The organism is Flavobacterium amniphilum, assembly GCF_023634845.1.
GTDB lineage: Bacteria > Bacteroidota > Bacteroidia > Flavobacteriales > Flavobacteriaceae > Flavobacterium > Flavobacterium amniphilum.
Window position 1 is genome coordinate 1 of the sequence record NZ_JAMLJL010000010.1, and the last position, 19,026, is coordinate 19,026.

The 19,026-nt window shown below is 37.6% G+C and carries 17 protein-coding genes and 1 pseudogene; 8 read left to right on the plus strand and 10 right to left on the minus strand.

Annotated features, from left to right (window positions below; translation table 11 throughout):
- The 7 genes and pseudogenes from NAT51_RS19850 to NAT51_RS12160 all read right to left on the minus strand — a co-directional run.
- Positions 1–166, minus strand: a pseudogene (locus NAT51_RS19850) (IS256 family transposase); the annotation flags it as partial.
- Positions 167–423: 257 nt separating this feature from the next.
- A complete protein-coding gene (locus NAT51_RS12135; RefSeq protein ID WP_250599199.1) occupies positions 424–1,233 on the minus strand; it encodes a hypothetical protein in 810 nt (269 codons plus the stop codon).
- Between the two features lie 105 nt (positions 1,234–1,338).
- Positions 1,339–4,692, minus strand: a complete 3,354-nt coding sequence (gene secA / locus NAT51_RS12140; protein ID WP_250599200.1) for a preprotein translocase subunit SecA — start codon at positions 4,690–4,692, stop codon at positions 1,339–1,341.
- Positions 4,693–4,768: 76 nt separating this feature from the next.
- Complete coding sequence (locus NAT51_RS12145) at positions 4,769–4,990, minus strand: DUF2795 domain-containing protein (protein ID WP_002986941.1); 222 nt, start codon at positions 4,988–4,990, stop codon at positions 4,769–4,771.
- A 164-nt stretch (positions 4,991–5,154) separates the two neighbouring features.
- The gene (locus NAT51_RS12150; protein ID WP_250599201.1) at positions 5,155–5,724 is read right to left on the minus strand and encodes a cob(I)yrinic acid a,c-diamide adenosyltransferase; all 570 of its coding nucleotides are present in this window, start codon (positions 5,722–5,724) and stop codon (positions 5,155–5,157) included.
- A 46-nt stretch (positions 5,725–5,770) separates the two neighbouring features.
- The gene (locus NAT51_RS12155) at positions 5,771–6,628 is read right to left on the minus strand and encodes an ATP-grasp domain-containing protein (protein WP_250599202.1); all 858 of its coding nucleotides are present in this window, start codon (positions 6,626–6,628) and stop codon (positions 5,771–5,773) included.
- 15 nt (positions 6,629–6,643) lie between these two features.
- Positions 6,644–7,333, minus strand: a complete 690-nt coding sequence (locus NAT51_RS12160) for an ABC transporter ATP-binding protein (protein WP_250599203.1) — start codon at positions 7,331–7,333, stop codon at positions 6,644–6,646.
- A gap of 160 nt (positions 7,334–7,493) precedes the next feature.
- On the opposite strand from NAT51_RS12160, the gene NAT51_RS12165 reads away from it, so the two are divergent.
- Entirely contained in the window at positions 7,494–8,162 is a 669-nt protein-coding gene (locus NAT51_RS12165; protein ID WP_250599204.1) for a DUF6565 domain-containing protein, read from the plus strand.
- Positions 8,163–8,210: 48 nt separating this feature from the next.
- Here the strand turns inward: NAT51_RS12165 and NAT51_RS12170 are convergent, their stop codons facing one another.
- The 3 genes from NAT51_RS12170 to NAT51_RS12180 form a co-directional block, all read right to left on the minus strand.
- The gene (locus NAT51_RS12170; protein WP_250599205.1) at positions 8,211–8,990 is read right to left on the minus strand and encodes an O-methyltransferase; all 780 of its coding nucleotides are present in this window, start codon (positions 8,988–8,990) and stop codon (positions 8,211–8,213) included.
- A 73-nt stretch (positions 8,991–9,063) separates the two neighbouring features.
- Positions 9,064–10,923, minus strand: coding sequence for an ABC-F family ATP-binding cassette domain-containing protein (locus NAT51_RS12175; RefSeq protein ID WP_250599206.1), 1,860 nt, complete (start codon positions 10,921–10,923; stop codon positions 9,064–9,066).
- An 87-nt stretch (positions 10,924–11,010) separates the two neighbouring features.
- A complete protein-coding gene (locus NAT51_RS12180) occupies positions 11,011–12,861 on the minus strand; it encodes a CocE/NonD family hydrolase (protein WP_250599207.1) in 1,851 nt (616 codons plus the stop codon).
- 96 nt (positions 12,862–12,957) lie between these two features.
- Here NAT51_RS12180 and NAT51_RS12185 point away from each other — a divergent pair, with 96 nt between their 5' ends.
- The 7 genes from NAT51_RS12185 (at position 12,958) to rpmB (ending at position 19,006) form a co-directional block, all read left to right on the plus strand.
- Positions 12,958–14,118: a glycosyltransferase family 2 protein gene (locus NAT51_RS12185; protein WP_250599208.1), complete on the plus strand. Its 1,161-nt coding sequence runs from the start codon at positions 12,958–12,960 to the stop codon at positions 14,116–14,118.
- A gap of 84 nt (positions 14,119–14,202) precedes the next feature.
- Complete coding sequence (locus NAT51_RS12190) at positions 14,203–15,501, plus strand: dihydrolipoamide acetyltransferase family protein (protein WP_250599209.1); 1,299 nt, start codon at positions 14,203–14,205, stop codon at positions 15,499–15,501.
- 72 nt (positions 15,502–15,573) lie between these two features.
- Complete coding sequence (locus tag NAT51_RS12195) at positions 15,574–16,347, plus strand: 3'-5' exonuclease (RefSeq protein WP_250599210.1); 774 nt, start codon at positions 15,574–15,576, stop codon at positions 16,345–16,347.
- Positions 16,348–16,424: 77 nt separating this feature from the next.
- Positions 16,425–17,036, plus strand: a complete 612-nt coding sequence (locus tag NAT51_RS12200; protein WP_250599211.1) for a fumarylacetoacetate hydrolase family protein — start codon at positions 16,425–16,427, stop codon at positions 17,034–17,036.
- Positions 17,036–17,380: a histidine kinase gene (locus NAT51_RS12205; RefSeq protein ID WP_250599212.1), complete on the plus strand. Its 345-nt coding sequence runs from the start codon at positions 17,036–17,038 to the stop codon at positions 17,378–17,380. Before NAT51_RS12200 ends, NAT51_RS12205 begins: the two co-directional genes overlap by 1 nt.
- 64 nt (positions 17,381–17,444) lie before the next feature.
- On the plus strand, positions 17,445–18,695 hold the full coding sequence (locus NAT51_RS12210) for a competence/damage-inducible protein A (protein WP_250599213.1): 1,251 nt from the start codon (positions 17,445–17,447) through the stop codon (positions 18,693–18,695).
- A 74-nt stretch (positions 18,696–18,769) separates the two neighbouring features.
- On the plus strand, positions 18,770–19,006 hold the full coding sequence (gene rpmB, locus NAT51_RS12215; protein ID WP_250599214.1) for a 50S ribosomal protein L28: 237 nt from the start codon (positions 18,770–18,772) through the stop codon (positions 19,004–19,006).
- The last annotated feature ends 20 nt before the right edge of the window (positions 19,007–19,026 follow it).

Genomic DNA, 19,026 nt, shown 5'->3' on the forward strand with positions numbered 1-19,026 from the left:
AAGAGGGAGATTTCTCATGCTTGTCATACCCTAAATGAGAATCCAATTCGCCATTAAGAATAGCCTCTAATCCACGCTTTTGTAGTTGGGCAAGAAAACCATTTAGGTCTTCGCCGGTTTTGAACTGCTTCAAAAAATCATCTGATAATAAATCTTCTTTTTTCATAAGACTGTGTAACATTTAAAATTAAACAAAAAAATAATGGGGTTTTAAAACCCCATTATTTTTTATACTTACACAGTTAGTGAGATACTACCAATGGCATGTTAGTTTTAAACAATATAAGATGCAAAATTATAAGTAGGGTTTTCTCTGTGGTTAGCAGACAAACTCCGTTTGTAGATATCTATAAATTTGCATCTTAATTGTTTAATTAAAGTTGTTTTTTATCATAGAATGCGCTATCGGTTTACAGAATTGTGTTATTGATTCTCTTTTAACTTTTCGATCGTATCCAATAACCATTTCTCATTTATGGATTCAGTTATTTTGTTTTGCGCTATTTGTTGTTCTAAAAGGGAGATGAAATCTTTGTCTTCAAAAGCTTCGATTGATTCGAGTAATAAAGAACCTAAATCATCAACTTTTAATAATTCATTTTTTAAAACTTCTTTTATGCCCGGGTCTTTTCGGGTAGCCAATCCAAAAATGGCTTCATATCTTACATCTTGTCCAGGTTCATCAATCCTGGCCCATAATGCCTTTCTTATTTCTTCGTTATCGGTTGAGATTTGTGCTCCAATGCCGAAAGTTGACCAGTTTCTGATATCAGCATCCTTGTCACTGCTGAGTTCAATAAGCGTTTCTATGGCTTTTATGTTTTCTATTGCAAGAAGCGCAAAAACAAGGCTGTATCTGATTTTGGCACTTCTGTGTCTTTTGTAGTTGCAGATAATATCAATCTGTTTGTTGGTCAGGTTATCGTTATTGTGCCCGATTCCGTAAAATATGGAGCTGATAACACTTATATCGGTTTCGGTTTTGAGCAGATTGAAATAAATTTTGAGGGTTTTCTCTTTATGTAATCTCGGATATCCGAATTGGGCCATGACATCGATACCGATGTTTTTTTCTTTAACTATTTTGGATTGCGTTAAAGAAACGCTTTTTGCATAGATGTCCTTTGTTTTGCGCTTTCTCAATTCGGTGATATAAGTCCAATAATTGCTGTCGCTTTTATTGTTCAAAAGCCTTTCAAGTATTTTTTCATTGGAATAAGAAGCAATTTTCATTGGTACAGATTTGCTATGAATTGGCTTGCAAATTTAGTGAAAGCATATAAAAAAATCCCCAACTACAATGTAATTGGGGATTCTTGTTTATAAAGGTTTTATTTTTTATTCATTCACTAAAACCCATTCGCCTGAAGCTAAAAGCGTTTCAGCTTTTTTGTACTTCATGGTTTCGGTTTTACCGCTCAATACGTGTTTGATCGTCACGTTATCGTTACGGTTGATTTTCGGTTGGTCACGCGTGATGGTTTCCGTTACGTGATGGTGTTGCGGTTGTGTTTGTCCCGCTTCACGTGCACGTTCTGCCTGTTCTTCCATATTCAATACTTCGTCTTTGCTTTCGTTGTATTGCTCACGGCGTACTTCTTCGTGTGCCTCCTGGATGTTGCTTTGTTGAGGTAAATCACCTTTGAACAAGAAAGAAATTACTTCTTTGTTGATACCGTCCAACATGCTTTTGAAAAGGTTGAAAGCTTCAAATTTGTAAATCAATAATGGGTCTTTTTGCTCGTGAACTGCTAATTGAACTGATTGTTTCAATTCGTCCATTTTGCGTAAGTGTTTTTTCCATGCATCATCCACAATGGCCAATGTGATGTTTTTCTCAAAATCAGCCACTAACTGTCCGCCTTGTGATTCATATGCTTTCTTCAGGTCGGTTACCACATTCAAGGTTTTAATACCGTCTGAGAAAGGAACGATGATTCTTTCGAATTGGTTGTTCGGGTTTTCATATACGTTTCTGATGATCGGGAAAGCTTCTCTGGCATCTCTTTCGTTTTTAGACTGATAGAATTCCGTCGCAGCTTTGTAGGCTTTACCTGCGATTTCGATTTCCGATAATTTATTAAAATCTGCTTCTGAAACCGGAGAAGTGATTGATAAGTAACGGATTAATTCGAATTCGAAGTTTTTGAAATCCTTGCTTAACTTATTTTTTTCAGCGATGTTTTCACATACGTCGTAAATCATGTTAGCGATATCCAGTTTCAAACGTTCTCCGTTCAAAGCGTGACGGCGACGTTTGTAAACCACTTCACGTTGTGAGTTCATAACGTCATCATATTCCAATAAACGCTTACGGGTACCGAAGTTATTTTCTTCCACTTTTTTCTGTGCTCTTTCGATGGACTTCGTCATCATGGAATGCTGGATCACTTCACCTTCTTTCAATCCCATTCTGTCCATAACTTTAGCCACACGGTCAGAACCGAATAAACGCATTAAGTTATCTTCCAATGAAACGTAAAACTGTGAACTTCCCGGATCTCCCTGACGTCCTGCACGACCACGTAACTGACGGTCAACACGACGTGAATCGTGACGTTCCGTACCGATGATGGCTAAACCACCAGCCGCTTTTACTTCGTCAGTCAATTTGATGTCGGTACCACGACCCGCCATGTTTGTAGCGATGGTTACAACTCCGGGTTTACCTGCTTCGGCAACAATTTGCGCTTCCTGCTTGTGCATTTTAGCATTCAAGACATTGTGTTGGATACCTTTCATCTTAAGCATACGGCTCAAAATTTCAGAAATCTCAACCGATGTTGTACCAATCAATACCGGACGTCCTTCCGCTACTAATTGTTGTACATCTTCTGCCACAGCGTTGAATTTCTCACGTACCGAACGGTAAATTAAATCTTCCTTGTCTTTACGTGCGATTCCTCTGTTTGTAGGGATTTCAACAACATCCAATTTATAGATTTCAAAGAACTCCCCGGCTTCGGTAACTGCCGTACCGGTCATTCCTCCTAATTTGCTGTACATACGGAAATAGTTCTGTAATGTAATGGTTGCATAGGTTTGGGTTGCGTCTTTGATTTTTACATTTTCCTTCGCTTCGATAGCCTGGTGTAAACCGTCTGAGTAACGGCGTCCGTCCATGATACGTCCTGTTTGTTCGTCAACGATCAGTACTTCGTTTTCCATGATCACATACTCCGTATCTTTTTCAAATAGGGTATAGGCTTTCAATAATTGCGTAAGTGTGTGGATACGCTCGCTTTTTACAGAGAAATCAGCAAATAAAATTTCTTTTTGTTCTGCCTCTTCTTCTTTTGATAATCCTGCTTTTTCGATGCGTGCGATTTCAGTTCCGATATCTGGAAGTACGAAGAATTTATCATCTGTAGTTTTGGATAATTCCTGGATACCGGCTTCTGTTAATTCCACCTGATTGTTTTTCTCTTCGATAACAAAGTATAAAGCCTCATCTACTTGTGGCATTTTACGGTTGTTATCCGACATGTATTCATTTTCTGTTTTCTGAAGAATTTGTTTTACACCTTCTTCCGATAAGAATTTAATTAAAGCTTTGTTTTTTGGCAATGCACGGTGTGCTCTCAATAATTGGAAACCTCCGTCTTTAGCATTTCCTTCTTTGATTAATTTTTTAGCTTCGGTTAAGAATCCGTTTGCCAGTTGGCGCTGAATTCCTACCAAAGATTCGATTTTCGGTTTTAATTCATTGAATTCGTGACGGTCACCATCTGTGATCTGGCCTGAAATGATCAACGGAGTACGCGCGTCATCGATTAATACTGAATCGACCTCATCGACGATTGCAAAATTGTGTTTGCGTTGTACTAATTCAGCCGGTGAGTGCGCCATGTTATCACGCAGGTAGTCAAAACCGAATTCGTTATTTGTACCGTAAGTGATATCAGCTTCGTATGCTTTGCGGCGTGAATCAGTATTCGGTTGGTGGTTGTCGATACAGTCAACATTCATACCGTGGAACTCGAATAATGGCGCTTTCCATGTGCTGTCACGTTTGGCAAGGTAGTCATTCACGGTTACTAAGTGAACACCGTTTCCTGTAAGTGCGTTAAGGTATAATGGAAGAGTTGCCACTAATGTTTTACCTTCACCCGTTTGCATCTCTGCAATTTTACCCTGGTGTAAAACCACACCACCGATCATTTGCACATCGTAGTGGATCATGTCCCAAGTAATGGCTTTTCCGGCAGCATCCCAAGAGTTAGCCCAAACTGCCTGATCGCCTTCAAGACTAACGTATGCTTTAGTAGCCGAAAACTCTCTGTCTTTAGCAGTAGCAGTAACTTTTACCTGAGCGTTTTCTTTAAAACGGCGAGCCGTTTCTTTCACTACTGCAAAAGCTTCCGGTAGAATTTCATTTAAAGTTTTTTCAGAGATTTCGTAAGCTTCTTTTTCAAGTTTATCGATTTCGTTGTAAATGTCTTCACGTGCATCAACATCTGAAATGTTTTCCACTTCCAATTTTAAAGAAGCAATTTTAGCATCCTTTTCAGAACGGGCCTGTTTTATTTTTTCTTTAAATTCAGTTGTCTTCAGACGTAAATCATCGTTTGAAAGTGCTTGTAGTGCACCTTCGAATGATTTTATTTTATTGATAATAGGCTGGATCGCTTTAACATCGTTTTGCGATTTATCACCTAAAAAAACTTTTAATATACTGTTTACGAAACTCATAACGGTTTTGTTTAAATGTGTGTAAAAATAACCAAAAAAAAAGTCTCATATGAGACTTTTTCAGTAGGTTTTATGATTAATATTCATCCTCGTTCCAAAGATAATCTTCGTCTGTTGGATAATCTGGCCAAATTTCTTCCATAGACTCATAGATCTCTCCTTCATCTTCGATAGATTGCAGGTTCTCTACTACTTCCAGTGGAGCACCAGTTCTAATGGCATAGTCGATTAATTCGTCTTTTGTAGCAGGCCAAGGAGCATCACTTAAATACGATGCTAATTCTAATGTCCAATACATCTTTGTAAAATTTTTAATTTATGCAAAAATAATTTTTCTACTTAAAAAATCAAGTTTTTTTTGATTTATTTTCAATTGTTTTTAAGAACGTCTTTTTTGGTTTTCCATTGAGGCTTACAGTATTTAGCAAACTTATGGGGTAAACCGGTAAGACCAACGCAAGGTTACTTTCTAGGGATCCATTGCACCTCGTTGGCTTGGACGTCATGTGACAACTTCCGTGCCAAGACAAAAAGATAGTCAGAAAGTCGGTTTAAATACTTCAAAACTAACTCGTCGGTGGGTTCCAATTCATGTAAATGTGTCGCTAAACGTTCGGCACGACGGCAAACACAGCGTGCAATATGACAATATGACACGGTTGTGTGACCTCCGGGCAGTACAAAGTGTGTCATGGGAGGAAGTGCTTCTTCCATAGTATCGATTTCTTTTTCCAGATATTCAATATCCGATTCGATTATCCCAAGATTTTGCAGACGTGGCTGTCCGTTTTTAAGTGTTTCTTTTTCAGGTGGTGTGGCCAAAACGGCTCCAAGAGTAAAAAGACGGTCCTGAACTTCAATCAATACGGTTTTGTAAAGCGGATTTATTTCCTGGTCACGGATGAGTCCGATGTATGAATTCAATTCATCAACTGTTCCGTAGCTTTCAATGCGGATATGGTGTTTTGGAACACGTGTACCTCCAAATAACGCTGTGGTACCTTTGTCTCCTGTTTTGGTATAAACTTTCATTTTAGTTTTTTGAATTAGCCATTAAACATAATTAATGCACACAAATTTAATGTATTAATTCCAATATTGACTGTAGAAATCTTTCGTGGGCACCTTCACTTAAGTTAAAGTATAAGTCGGGTTCGATGCATTCGATTTCCATTAAGTGTAGTTCACCGTCCATGATGATTCCGTCAACTCTGGCGTACAGCAGGTCTGATTGGAATGTTTCTACTACTTTTTGTGCCTTGGCAATTAATTGGTTGTCAGGATTGATCAAAGAATATTTTCCGCCATATTGCACCTGAATCCTGAAATCGCCTTCCAATGGTTTTTTATTGATGCAGTGTGAGAATTTTTTATTGAAGAAAATAAATGAAGTTTCTCCTAAAGAATGTATTTCGGGAATGAATTCCTGCAGCAGAAGTTCCTTTTCTGAAGCAATCGTTTTGTATTCTTGGTTTATGTTTTCAAGATCTTTCTTTTCAAAAACGGCAGTTTGGTAAGCTCCGCCTGAAAAGGCCGGTTTAATTACTGCTTTTTGCCAGTGTGAAGGAATGATGGCAGAAAGATTCAGTTGTTCCGTTTTATCAATGAAAACAGTCGGAATAATTTTAATTCCCTGTTTTTCCAATTCACGTAAGTAGAATTTATGCTTATTCTGTTTGATGACTTCAATGGAATTCAGGCATTTGATATTGAGATTTTCAATGTGCTCCAGCCAGTTGTTGAATGCTGTTTCTTTTTCAAAATAATCCCAGGTATTACGGAAAACCAGATAATCGAATTGTGTCCAGTCGATTGATTTATCATCCCAGACAGCGGGAACCGCTTTTATGTTGTAATTGGCTAATAGAGGAATCAATTGTTGGTCGGCCGGTAATAAATCAGGAAGATTTTTACAGGTAAGTAAAGCAATGTACATTTTTGTTGGAATAAACTATTTATTTTTTGAATCGGTTTCAATTAATCCGTCACGCAAACGAATTACACGATGGGCATGTGAAGCGATATCTTCTTCGTGCGTAACCAGTATAACTGTATTTCCGTTAGCATGGATTTCACCGAAAAGCCTCATGATTTCTTCAGATGTTTTACTGTCCAGGTTACCGGTTGGCTCATCGGCTAAAATAATTGACGGATGATTGACCAATGCTCTTGCAACGGCAACACGTTGGCGCTGTCCTCCTGAAAGCTGGTTTGGTTGGTGATCCATACGGTCGCCTAATCCTACCTGTTCAAGTACTTCGGTTGCTCTTGTTTTCCGGACCGTTTTCGGGTGACCGGCGTAAATCATCGGTAGTGCCACATTGTCAAGTGCTGTCGTTCTAGGTAATAAGTTGAATGTCTGGAATACGAACCCAATTTCTTTATTGCGTATTTCTGCCAGTTCATTATCGACCATTTTACTAACATCTTTTCCATTGAGAATGTATGTTCCGGAAGTAGGAGTGTCCAGACAACCCAAAAGATTCATCAGGGTTGATTTTCCGGAACCTGACGGACCCATAAGTGCAACATATTCCCCTTTGTTGATTTCCAAATCAATTCCTTTCAGAACATTGATGGTTTCACTGCCCAACTGGAAATCACGTTTGATATTGGTTATTTTGATTAACGGACTTGACATTTTTAGCTAATTATAAGATTCTAAAATTAGTATAAAGAAAGCAGATATTGTTACAAATGATCCGACGAATTAAGAATTGTGTAACAATCGTGGATAATTGTATAAGAGGCTGGAGTTATAATTGTAATACTTTTACTTTATAATTTTAAAATGAAACATCATGAAAACCAGGAATTTGTTTTTAGGTTTAGCAATAGTTGTTTTAGGATTTGCATCTTGTAAAGATGAAAAAGAAACAGAAGCTAAAAAAATGGTTGAAGCCTATATCGTATATGTGGATTCACTCGATAATATGACAGTTGAAGATGCCCAGACGAATTGGGCGGCAATCGATGCAGAATATCAAATTAAAGAAGACAACGTGGAAAGTGCTTTGAAAGATTTAAGCGGAAGTAAAGATGCCGAGTTGAAAGTGAGTAAAGGAAAAGAGAAGTATGAAATGTTGAAAACCGAAGTTGAGGCCGTTAAAGCAGCAGCTAATGTTGCGGTTTTGAGTCCGAAACAAAAAATGCGTAATGCATTGTTCGGAGAAGGGAAAATTGGGGACGATATGAATTTCAACTGGGTAAATAAAGATAATATCCATAGTGTCTACCAACAATTCGTTCATACTGTAGAAAATAATAAGGACAGTTATTCGCGTGAAGACTGGGATGAGATCAAAACGATGTATGAAGCGCTTGACAGCAGAAAGAACACGGTCGAAAAAGAAGGTTTGTCCTCTGAAGACAACCGTAAAATTGCCGGTTTGAAATTGAAATTTGCACCGATGTACCGATTAAACAGAATGGGTGCCAAATCTGAGGAAATGAAAGAAGCAAAACAATAGCCCGTTCGTTACTAAATGAAAAAGACAATTAGGAATAATTGTCTTTTTTTATGTCCGGATCACAAAATGTTCCTTTTCCTGTTCGTAGCGGAAGAAAACCAATCCCCATTGAAAAGTATCAATGGTGACCGTAACTTTCGGGTGGTTTTTAATAATTTTCCAGGCTTCTTCCATTGCTGAAGACCAATGAATGTCGTCGAAAATCCAAACGGTTTCGTTTGTAACTGTTGGCAAAAGCCATTCAAAATAATCCAAAGTGGCTTGTTTGGAATGGTTGCCGTCAAAATAAATTAAGTCGAAGGTCGAAGGTCGAAGATCAAAAGTTTTTAAATAACCTGAAAATTCAGTTACTTCAGATTTGATATTGCTTAAGTTATATCTCCGGAATTGTTTTTGTGCAATCCCTGATGTTTCCGGACAGCCTTCAAGGGTTGTGATTGCTGCATTTTGGTTTCCAAGGGATAGGGCAGAAGTGGCTAATCCCAAAGAAGTTCCTATTTCCAAAACTGATTCCGGTTGGAAATAATTGACAATCCTGTATAATAGCTCTGCTCTTTTTTGAGTGATTCCGGCGGTTTGTGCAATTTTGGATATCTGGCGTGTATTCGATTTGAAAACACGGGAACCTGCGCCGAAATCGGTTACTTCAATAGTGTTTGTATTCTCCAGAAGCGATTTCCGGTAATTCTTTAAAATGGAATACGCCGAATAATGCTTTTTATCGTAAAAACATTTGGTAACCAAATCAAATACAAACGGCGAATGCACTCCGTGTTGGTTTTTGGAGTTCCAGAGAAATTTTAGATAGGATTTGATTATTTGAGACATATTTGAATTAATTGGTAATTATTAATTATCATTAAAATGGCTAATTACTAATCACTCTTTACTAATTACTTGTTTACCCTTCCATTTTAGCACTCAATTCAAACCAACGTTCTTCCTTTTCTTCCATTTTTTTGATGAAGTTTTGCAATTCGTTTGCTTTCTTCTCGATATCGGCATCGGCTACTTTTCCTTCTGAAAATAAAGCTTCGATTTCTTTTTTTCTGAATTCCAGGTCTTTGATTTCACGTTCAATTTTCTGGAATTCCTTTTGTTCGTTAAAAGACAAACCTGATGTGGTTGGGTTGTTCTGTTTCCAGTTTACTTTTTCCTTGTTTTCATCTTTTACGGGTTCGATACTGTCTTCATAAGCTCTGAAATCAGAATAGTTGCCCGGGAAATTTTCGATTTCCCCTTCACCTCTGAAGACAAAAAGGTTATCGACGATTTTATCCATGAAATAACGGTCGTGTGAAACAACTAAAAGGCATCCGGGATAATCCAATAAGAAGCTTTCCAGGACATTAAGGGTTACAATATCAAGATCATTAGTGGGCTCATCCAGAATCAGGAAGTTCGGGTTTTGGATTAAAACGGTACATAAATACAAGCGTTTCAATTCGCCACCACTTAATTTTTCAACATAATCGTATTGCTTTTTGGAGTCGAATAAGAATCGTTCCAATAATTGAGAAGCCGAAATAATACGTCCTTTGGCTAACGGAATATATTCACCATATTCTTTAATGATGTCGATAACGCGTTGTCCGGGTTTTGGATTAATACCACTTTGGGTATAATAGCCAATTTTAATGGTGTCACCTTTAATTACTTTTCCGCTGTCTAATGGAATGGTTCCGGTAAGTAAGTTCAGGAAAGTAGATTTACCGGTTCCGTTTTTCCCGATGATACCAATTCGCTCCCCGCGCTGAAAATCGAAGCTGAAATCTTCTAAAATAATTTTGTCGTTGAATTTTTTGGAGATTTTATGAAGCTCGATGATTTTGGTTCCCATGCGCTCCATGTTAATTTCCAGTTCGACAACATTTTCTTTACGACGGCTCTGTGCTTTTTCTTTAATGACATAGAAGTCGTCCTGACGTGACTTTGATTTGGTTGTGCGCGCTTTCGGCTGGCGGCGCATCCATGCCAATTCTTTTACGAATAAGTTTTTGGCTTTATCGATACTGGCATTTTCAGAAGTGATGCGCTCTTCTTTCTTCTCTAAATAATAAGAATAATTTCCTTTGTATTGGTATAATTTCCCGTTGTCCAATTCAATGATTTCGTTACATACACGTTCCAGAAAGAAACGGTCGTGCGTTACCATGAACAATGTGATGTTTTCTTTGGCAAAATAACTTTCCAGCCATTCGATCATTTCAAGGTCCAAATGGTTGGTTGGCTCATCCAGAATCAATAAATCCGGACGGTTAATCAATATAATGGCTAATGAAAGTCGTTTTTTTTGTCCACCCGAAAGATTTTTGACTTTCAGTTTGAAATCTTCCAGTTTCAGTTTGAATAAAATCTGTTTGAACTGTGTTTCAAAATCCCAGGCATTATGGCAGTCCATGTCGTCGAAAGCTTTTTGGTAGGCTTCTTCGTCTTCCGGATTTTCAAGCGCTTTTTCGTATTTTTCAATTACTTTCAGGGTTTCATTATCGGATGCGAAAATACTTTCCTCAATTGTCAGTTCGTCCTGCAGGTTGTGATCCTGGGAAAGAAAAGCCATTTTGATTTCTTTACGGATTACAACCTGACCGGTATCCGGCTCGTCTTCACCGTTAAGGATTTTCATGATACAGGTTTTCCCCGAACCGTTTTTGGCAATGAAAGCGATTTTCTGGTCTTTGTTGATCCCGAATGAAATGTTTTCGAACAAAGTGCGTTCGCCAAAAGACTTTGATATATTTTCTACTGATAAGTAATTCACCGTCGTAATTTTTTTTGCAAAAGTAATCTTTTGGATTGAGTTAGCTAAGCGGAAATAAAAAAGCTGTCTAAAAAGACAGCTTTGAGGTTATTTAATGATGTCAACTTCAATGTGACTGTCATTATGGATTTTGATGAATGCTTTTGTGTAATCTTCTTTTTTGGCCAAATGTGGATTTTCCAAAAACTTCTGTGGATTGACAGCCATTAGCGGATACCATGTACTTTGAACTTGAATCTGGATTTTGTGTCCTTTTTTGAAGGTGTGCAATACATCCTGTAATCTGAATTTAACCTGCGTAGGTTGGTTAGGTGTCAAGGATTCCGGTTTTTCAAAGCTGTTACGGAAGCGTGCCGGCATGATTTCACTGCGTACCATTTGGTGGTAATTTGCATATAAAACATTTGGTTTGTCAGTATTTTGTGGTTCGTCCAACGGATATACATCAATCAGTTTAACCACAAAATCAGCATCAGTTGATGATGATGAAATATTCAAATAGGTCATTATTTCTCCTCCAAGGGTAATGTCGTCCGTTAAATAATCTGTGGTGAAACTTACAACATCCGGACGGTTTTCGGCAAATCGTTGGTCTTCACTCATGTAGTTCTTAGGAGTAAATCCGTTGTATTCGGCATAATTCAAACTACTGGGTACAGGTTTGTTCGGATCGCTGAAATATTCGGAAATTCCATTGTTGTCCGGTTTGGAATTAGATAATTTGCCGTTTTCGGTTAGATAGAAGTTAAGTTTTGTAGTATTTTTAGGTGGCCAGCTTGTGAATTCATTCCATTGTTTTTTACCGGTATCAAACATAAAAGCTTCGGGTAAAGCAACGGCTTCTTTCGAATTGCCTTTTAAGTAATGATTGAAAAATTTTCTTTCGATATTTTTCTGAAAAAAAGTAGATATACTGTCTCCGAAATAAATGTCATTATGATAATGTTTTCCTTTTTCTATAGCCCATGCACCATGTGAAAACGGCCCCATAACAATCGTGTTTTGTGTTTTTGGATTGTTTTTTTCAATGGTTTTGTAAATGTTTAACGGTCCGGTTAAATCTTCCGCGTCAAACCAACCGCCAACCGTCAACACGGCATGTTTAATGTTCTTTAGATGTGGTATAAGGTTTCTTTTTTGCCAGAAAGTGTCATAATTCGGGTGATTGATGATTTCCTGCATGAAAAAATTGTCTTTGTAGTATTTGTCAGAGGCTTCTTTTAAAGTGCCCAGGTTATTGTATAATACAGAGCCGTCCGTTGAAGGAGACTTGATCATTTGGTTTTCAAACCAATGATTTTCTCCAGCTTTGTTTTTTTGAATACCGAAAACAGGAAAGGTTTTAAAGTATCCCATTAAGAATGCACCATTATGGTGGAAGTCATCAAAAAAGAAATCGGAAACCGGTGCTTGCGGAGAAGATGCTACTAAAGCCGGATGATTGGCTAATGTACCAACTGCTGTATAAAAACCAGGATATGAAATCCCATATTGGCCAACCTTTCCGTTATTGTTAGTTATGTTTTTGATTAACCAGTCAACCGTGTCATAAGTATCTGTACTTTCATCCACATCTTTTTTTGATTTGTGTTCAACTTGCGGTGTCATATTAGTGAAAGTGCCTTCGCTCATGTATCTGCCACGTACGTCCTGAAGTACGAAAATGTATTTGTCTTTTTCCAAAAAACTGTTTGGGCCAATATATTTGCCGAATTTGTTTTCACCATATGGGGCAACACTATAACAGGTGCGCTCCATCAGTATAGGGTATTTGTTTGTTTTTGAAATGTCTTTGGGAATGTAGATACTGGTGAAAAGCCTTACGCCGTCACGCATGGTGATGTAGACTTCTTTTTTATTGTATTCGTTTTCAATTTGAGTCTGGGAAAAACCACTTAAGCTAAATAAACAAAGTGAGATTTTGGCAATGAATTTCATGTTTGAATTTTTTTGTCGAAGTTATTAATAAAACCGGACAAAGATTTAATCTTGCGTTAATTTCTGAAATTTCCTATTAATGGTTATTTTCGCACTATGCAATTATCAGTTATTATCCTGAATTATAATGTCAGTTATTTTTTGCGTCAATGCGTTTTAAGTGTATTAAAAGCACTGAAAGGTGTTGATGGTGAGCTGATTGTGGTTGATAACGATTCACAGGACGATAGTTGTGAGATGATGAAACAGGTGTTTCCGGAAGTTCAACTGATTGAAAATAAGGCTAATGTCGGTTTCCCAAAAGGGAATAATATAGGTGTGGCTTTAGCAAAAGGGGAATATCTCTGTATTTTGAATCCTGACACCGTAGTGGCTGAAGATACATTTGCTAAAATACTGGAATTTGCAAAATCAAAGCCGGATTTAGGCATTGCTGGCTGTAAACTTATAGACGGCACAGGTAATTTTCTTCCCGAATGTAAACGAGGAGTGCCGACTCCCTGGGTTGCGTTTACAAAAATCATGGGATTGTATAAGTTTTTTCCGAAATCAGGACTTTTTAATCAATACTATGCACAGCATTTAAATGACAATCAAACCGGAAAAGTTGATATTCTGGTGGGTGCTTTTATGGTGATGAAAAGGGATTTGTATCTGGAAGTTGGCGGATTTGATGAAAATTGTTTCATGTACTCAGATGATATCGATTTGAGTTATTTGGTATTGAAAAGCGGTAAATCCAATTATTATTACCATGATACTTCAGTGATCCATTATAAAGGTGAAAGTACTGTCCGTGACGGAACTTACATGAAGCGTTTCAGGGAAGCCATGCAGTTTTTCTATAAAAAGCATTTTGGCGGCTCGGTCGTGTTTGATGTATTGATGTGGCTCGGATCTTTTGCTTTTGCTCTGATGAAGAAAAATCAGGCAGGGCAAATTTCCTTGGATATTGATGAGTATGTTTTGTTTTCTGCGAATGAGAATTTGAGGAATAAAATAGAAAATCAATTGCAAAAAAAGGTGACCCGTATTGCTGATATTGATGAAAATGCGTTATTTTCGCATCGAAATTCTGCCAAAAAGCATGTGGAAATTCTTTTGGATAACCATAGTTTTTCGTTTAGAAGAATAATTGCTTTTATGGAGCAAAACAAGAACAAGGGCTTTACTTTCAAAATCATTCCCGGAAATGCATCCTATTGTATAGGAAGTAATAGTAGTAATGATAGAGGTGAAATCATTGAAATCAAGTAAAAAATTACATTTTGTAAAATTATAAATCAAAATAATTAGTAATTTTGCAAACCAAATTAGAAAACACAACTTTAGTTTAAGAATATGGCAAAGTTCGAATTGAAACTGCCCAAAATGGGAGAAAGTGTTGCGGAAGCAACGGTAACCAACTGGTTGAAAAAGGTTGGCGATAAAATTGAAATGGATGAAGCGGTGCTTGAAATTGCTACAGATAAGGTAGACAGTGAAGTGCCTTCGGAAGTAGCAGGAACACTGGTAGAAATTCTTTTCAACACCGATGATGTTGTACAGGTAGGTCAAACTATTGCTATTATTGAAACTGAAGGCGGTGCGGTTGTTGAAGCTTCTAAGGCTGAAACAGTAGCTGCTCCAGTGGCTGAGGTTGTAAAAACGGTTGAAGCTGCTCAGGAAACTGTTGCGCCGGCTGATTTTTCAGGTTCTGATAAGTTTTTCTCGCCATTAGTGAAAAACATTGCTAAAGAAGAGGGTGTTTCGGTAGCTGAATTAGAATCAATTCAAGGTTCAGGTAAAGATGGCCGTGTTAATAAAGAGGATTTATTAAACTATATTAAAAATAGAGGCAGCAAACCTGTTGCTTCAGCTGTTGAAGCTCCAAAAGTTGTGGCTGCTCCGGTTCAAACATCTACACAGGCTGTTCCGGTTTCGGTTAATGGTGCTGATGAGGTTGTGGAAATGGACAGAATGCGTAAGTTGATTTCAAAATATATGGTGGAATCAGTGCAAACATCTGCACACGTACAATCGTTTATCGAGGTGGATGTGACGAACATCGTGAAATGGAGAGATAAAGTGAAAAATACTTTCGAAAAGAGAGAAGGTGAGAAGTTGACTTTTACTCCAATCTTCATGGAAGCTGTTGCGAAAGCATTGAGAGATTTCCCTGGAATGAATATTTCGGTAGAAGGTGAATATATCGTTAAAAAGAAAAATATTAATTTAGGTATGGCGGCTGCTTTACCAAACGGAAACTTAATCGTGCCGGTAATTAAAAATGCTGATCAATTGAATTTAGTTGGTATGGCAAAAGCGGTTAATGATTTAGGTAACCGTGCCAAAGCCGGTAAATTGAAACCGGATGATACGCAAGGCGGAACTTATACAGTAACGAATGTAGGTACTTTCGGATCTGTTTTCGGAACGCCAATCATCAACCAGCCGCAAGTTGGAATCCTGGCTTTGGGTGCGATCAGAAAAGTGCCTGCAGTTATTGAAACTCCGGAAGGTGATTTCATCGGAATCCGTCAGAAAATGTTCTTGTCGCATTCTTATGATCACAGAGTTGTTGATGGTGCTTTAGGTGGAAGCTTCGTAAAACGCGTTGCTGATTATTTAGAGGCTTGGGATATTAATAGAGATATTTAATCTAAAATCATAGCATAAAAGAACCACGCGAGTTGCGTGGTTTTTTTATATTTGCATATCATTTAAACAAACATGGAATTAAAATTAAACAGGCCTATTTGCTTTTTCGACTTGGAAACAACGGGTATCGATGTAGCCCGTGACCGGATTGTAGAAATTGCTATCGTTAAAATTTATCCTAACGGAAATAAAGAAAGTAAAACATGGTTGGTGAATCCAACTATTCCAATTCCGCCTCATGCTACTGCTGTTCATGGTATTTCAAATGAAAAAGTGGCAAATGAACCTACTTTTAAGGAATTGGCTTCACAAGTGCATAATATGATTAAGGATTCGGATCTTGCCGGATTTAATTCAGATCGTTTTGATATTCCGTTACTGGCGGAAGAATTATTGCGTGCTGAGGTTGATTTTGATATGAAAAACAGGGTTTCGGTAGATGTTCAGACGATCTTTCATAAAATGGAAGAAAGAACGTTAAGTGCGGCCTATAAGTTTTATTGCGGTGAGATTTTGAATAATGCACATAGCGCTGCTGCAGATACAGAGGCAACATATGAAATATTAAAAGCACAGTTGGAACGTTATCCTGAGCTTGAAAATGATATGAAAGCCTTGTCGGAATTCACAACCCGTAAAAAATTTGTTGATTTTGCCGGTTTTATAGCTTTAAATGCAGAAGGTCAGGAGATTTTTACGTTCGGAAAACATAAAGGTGCTTTGGTAGAAGAAATTCTGGAGAAAGAACCGGGGTATTTCGGATGGATTCAAAATGCTGACTTTCCCTTGTATACCAAAAAAGTCCTGACAGGAATTAAATTGAGAAAATTAAATACAAAACAGTAATTGGTAATGAGTAATTAGTGATTGGCAATGTTTTGCTAAGCTAGTTACTAATCGCTAATTACTAATCACTAAAAAAAATGAAAATAATCTGTATAGGTCGTAATTATGCTGACCATGTATCGGAGCTGAATAATGAAAGGCCAAGCGAACCGGTTGTTTTTATGAAACCGGATACAGCTGTGTTGCCAAAGCAATTTCCTTTTGTGATACCCGAATTCAGTAGTGATGTGCATCATGAAGTAGAAATTTTGGTTAAAATCAACAAGGTAGGGAAGTATATTGATCCTAAATTTGCGCATAAGTATTATGACGAAATTGGTTTGGGAATCGATTTTACAGCGCGTGATCTTCAGACTCAGCTAAAAGAGAAAGGTTTACCTTGGGAAAAAGCAAAAGCATTTGACGGTTCAGCGGTAATTGGTGACTTTTTATCGAAAAAAAGATTTAATTCATTAGAAAATCTTAACTTTGAGTTAAGAAATAACGCACAAGTGGTTCAGAAAGGGAACACGGGTATGATGCTGTGGAAAATAGATGAGTTGGTCGCTTATGTTTCACAGTTTTTTACATTAAAAACGGGTGATGTTATTTTTACGGGAACCCCGGCTGGTGTGGCAAAAGTTAATCCTGACGATGTTTTGGAAGGATATATTGAAAATGAACAAGTATTTAAGATCCAGGTAAAATAATGGCGATACACTATAATTTAGCAAAAGTTTACGCAATTTCAGATGACGATAAAGATTTCGTTTTACAAATCATTAATTTGTTTGTAGATGAAGTGCCAAGTGATATTAAGGAAATGAAAGCCGGTATTAAGGAAAAAGATTACGCCCGTGCCTATAGTTTTGCGCATAAAACAAAACCAACTTTAGATCTGCTTGGAATGGATGCTGCCAAAGAGGAAATACTTCAAATTGAGCAGTGGACTAAAGATAAAGGGAAGAAAAAAGAAATTAAAGAAGTCTATAAAAGCCTTAAAAGCCGGGTTGATCTTGCGCTTGATGAGGTTAAGAAAGATTTTGATCTTTAATTTTACTACATAAATTGTTCGGTTCCTGTCTTTGACCGAAATTATCTTTAAAATTTTACGAAAGATGAAAGCAGCCATTGTAACAATTGGTGACGAAATTTTAATTGGTCAGATTGTTGATACGAATTCAGGTTTTATTGCAAAAGCTTTGGATAAAATCGGAATAGGTGTTCATGAAATGTTGTCGGTATCGGATGATAAACAACATATTTTAAAGACGCTTTCGCAATTGCAGAATAAAGTGGAAGTGGTGATTATGACAGGAGGATTAGGTCCTACGAAAGATGATATCACCAAAAAAACATTAAGCGAATATTTTAATGATGAATTAGTGGTTCATGACGGTGTTTTGGCTCATGTGACCCAAATGATTGAGCAATATTTCAAGAAGCCGATTACGCAGCTGAATAAAGATCAGGCTTTGGTTCCTTCAAAATCTGAAGTGCTGTTTAATCAGGTTGGAACGGCTCCCGGGATGTGGATGGAGAGAGAAGGGACGGTTTTTATTTCGTTGCCCGGTGTTCCGTTTGAGATGAAATATCTGATTGAAAATGAGGTAATCCCAAGGTTGATTGCAAAATACGAAAGACCTTTTATAATTCATAAAACATTATTGACATACGGTGTAGGGGAAAGTCTTCTGGCCGAAAGAATAGAAGCTTGGGAAGATGGTCTGCCTGAATTTATCAAGTTAGCCTATTTGCCAAGTCCGGGAAGGGTTCGTTTGCGTTTATCCGCCCGCGGAACTAATGAAGAAGAGTTGCAGAATGCGCTTGCTGATGAAATCAATAAATTAAAACCACAAATTGCAGATTGTCTTGTTGGTTTTGAAGAAGAAGATACGTTGGAAGTAGTCCTGGGAAGGTTGCTGAAAGATAAAGGTTTTACGATTGCTACGGCAGAAAGTTGTACCGGTGGTAAAATTGCAGCCACTTTCACATCTGTTGCGGGTTCGTCTGTCTATTTCAAAGGAAGTGTGGTGAGTTATGCTACCGAAGTAAAAGAGAATGTTCTGCAGATTCCATCGCGGTTAATCGAAGAAAATGGAGTGGTGAGCACTGCTGTTGCTGAAGAAATGGCAAGAAGTATCCAGAATTTGATGCAGGTTGATTTTGCTATTAGTACAACCGGAAATGCAGGTCCGTCGAAAGGAGACGATGCGGCTGATTTGGGGACTGTTTTTATAGGAATTGCCACACCGAATGGTGTCTTTTCGGAAGAATTTAACTATGGTCAACCCCGTGAAAAAGTGATTGATAGGGCCGTAAATAAAGGTTTGGAGCTGATTTATAAAGAAATTTTAAAAAACTACTAAAAATTATTTGTTACTAACGTTTCTTTTTTGTTACTTTGCACCCTGATTTTGAATAACGATAAAAGATAAGCATAATGTCAAGAGTTTGTGACCTTACAGGAAAAAGAGCGATGGTAGGAAATAACGTTTCTCACGCTATGAACAAGACTAAGAGAAAATTCTCTGTTAACTTGGTTAAAAAACGTTTTTACCTTCCTGAAGAAGACAGATGGATTACTCTAAGAGTAGCTGCTTCTGCAATTAAAACGATTAACAAGAACGGAATTTCTGCAGTTTTGAAAAAAGCACAAGCAGACGGATTTATCAAATAATCTGTTCCTAATAAATATAT